Below are 443 nucleotides of genomic sequence, written 5' to 3' on the forward strand. Positions count from 1 at the left end.
GTCATCGATGACTTTAATCGAGAGGCTCTGGCCATTGATGTGGATTTTTCCCTGCCGGCAAGTCGTGTCGTCAGAACACTGGAGCAACTCATTGAATGGAAGGGGAAACCTGCCGCTATTCGGTGTGACAATGGTCCGGAATATACCGGAAAGATACTGACGTCATGGGCAGCGCGGCAGAATATAACGCTTCGTTTTATTCAGCCAGGTAAACCTCAGCAGAATGCTTATATTGAACGCTATAACCGGACGGTACGTTATGACTGGCTGGGACAGCACCTGTTTAGCTCACTGGACGAATTGCAGGGCTATGCCACGCAGTGGCAATGGTTTTATAATCACGAACGACCAAATATGGCATTAAATGGCTTCACGCCGATGCAGCATATTCAACGCATGACCTGATTCTATTTATCACCTCCGTTAAAAATGGGGGGATTACC

General features: G+C 47.9%; 1 protein-coding gene. It reads left to right on the forward strand.

Features of this window, described 5'->3' with window-relative positions; all coding sequences use genetic code 11:
- The coding region (locus MUU47_RS00125) for an integrase core domain-containing protein (protein WP_258986108.1) at positions 1 to 405 on the forward strand (405 nt) is incomplete at its 5' end.
- Between the last annotated feature and the right edge of the window lie 38 nt (positions 406 to 443).

The sequence above is a fragment of the Scandinavium hiltneri genome, from assembly GCF_024764835.1.
In the GTDB taxonomy this organism is placed as follows: Bacteria; Pseudomonadota; Gammaproteobacteria; order Enterobacterales; family Enterobacteriaceae; genus Scandinavium; species Scandinavium hiltneri.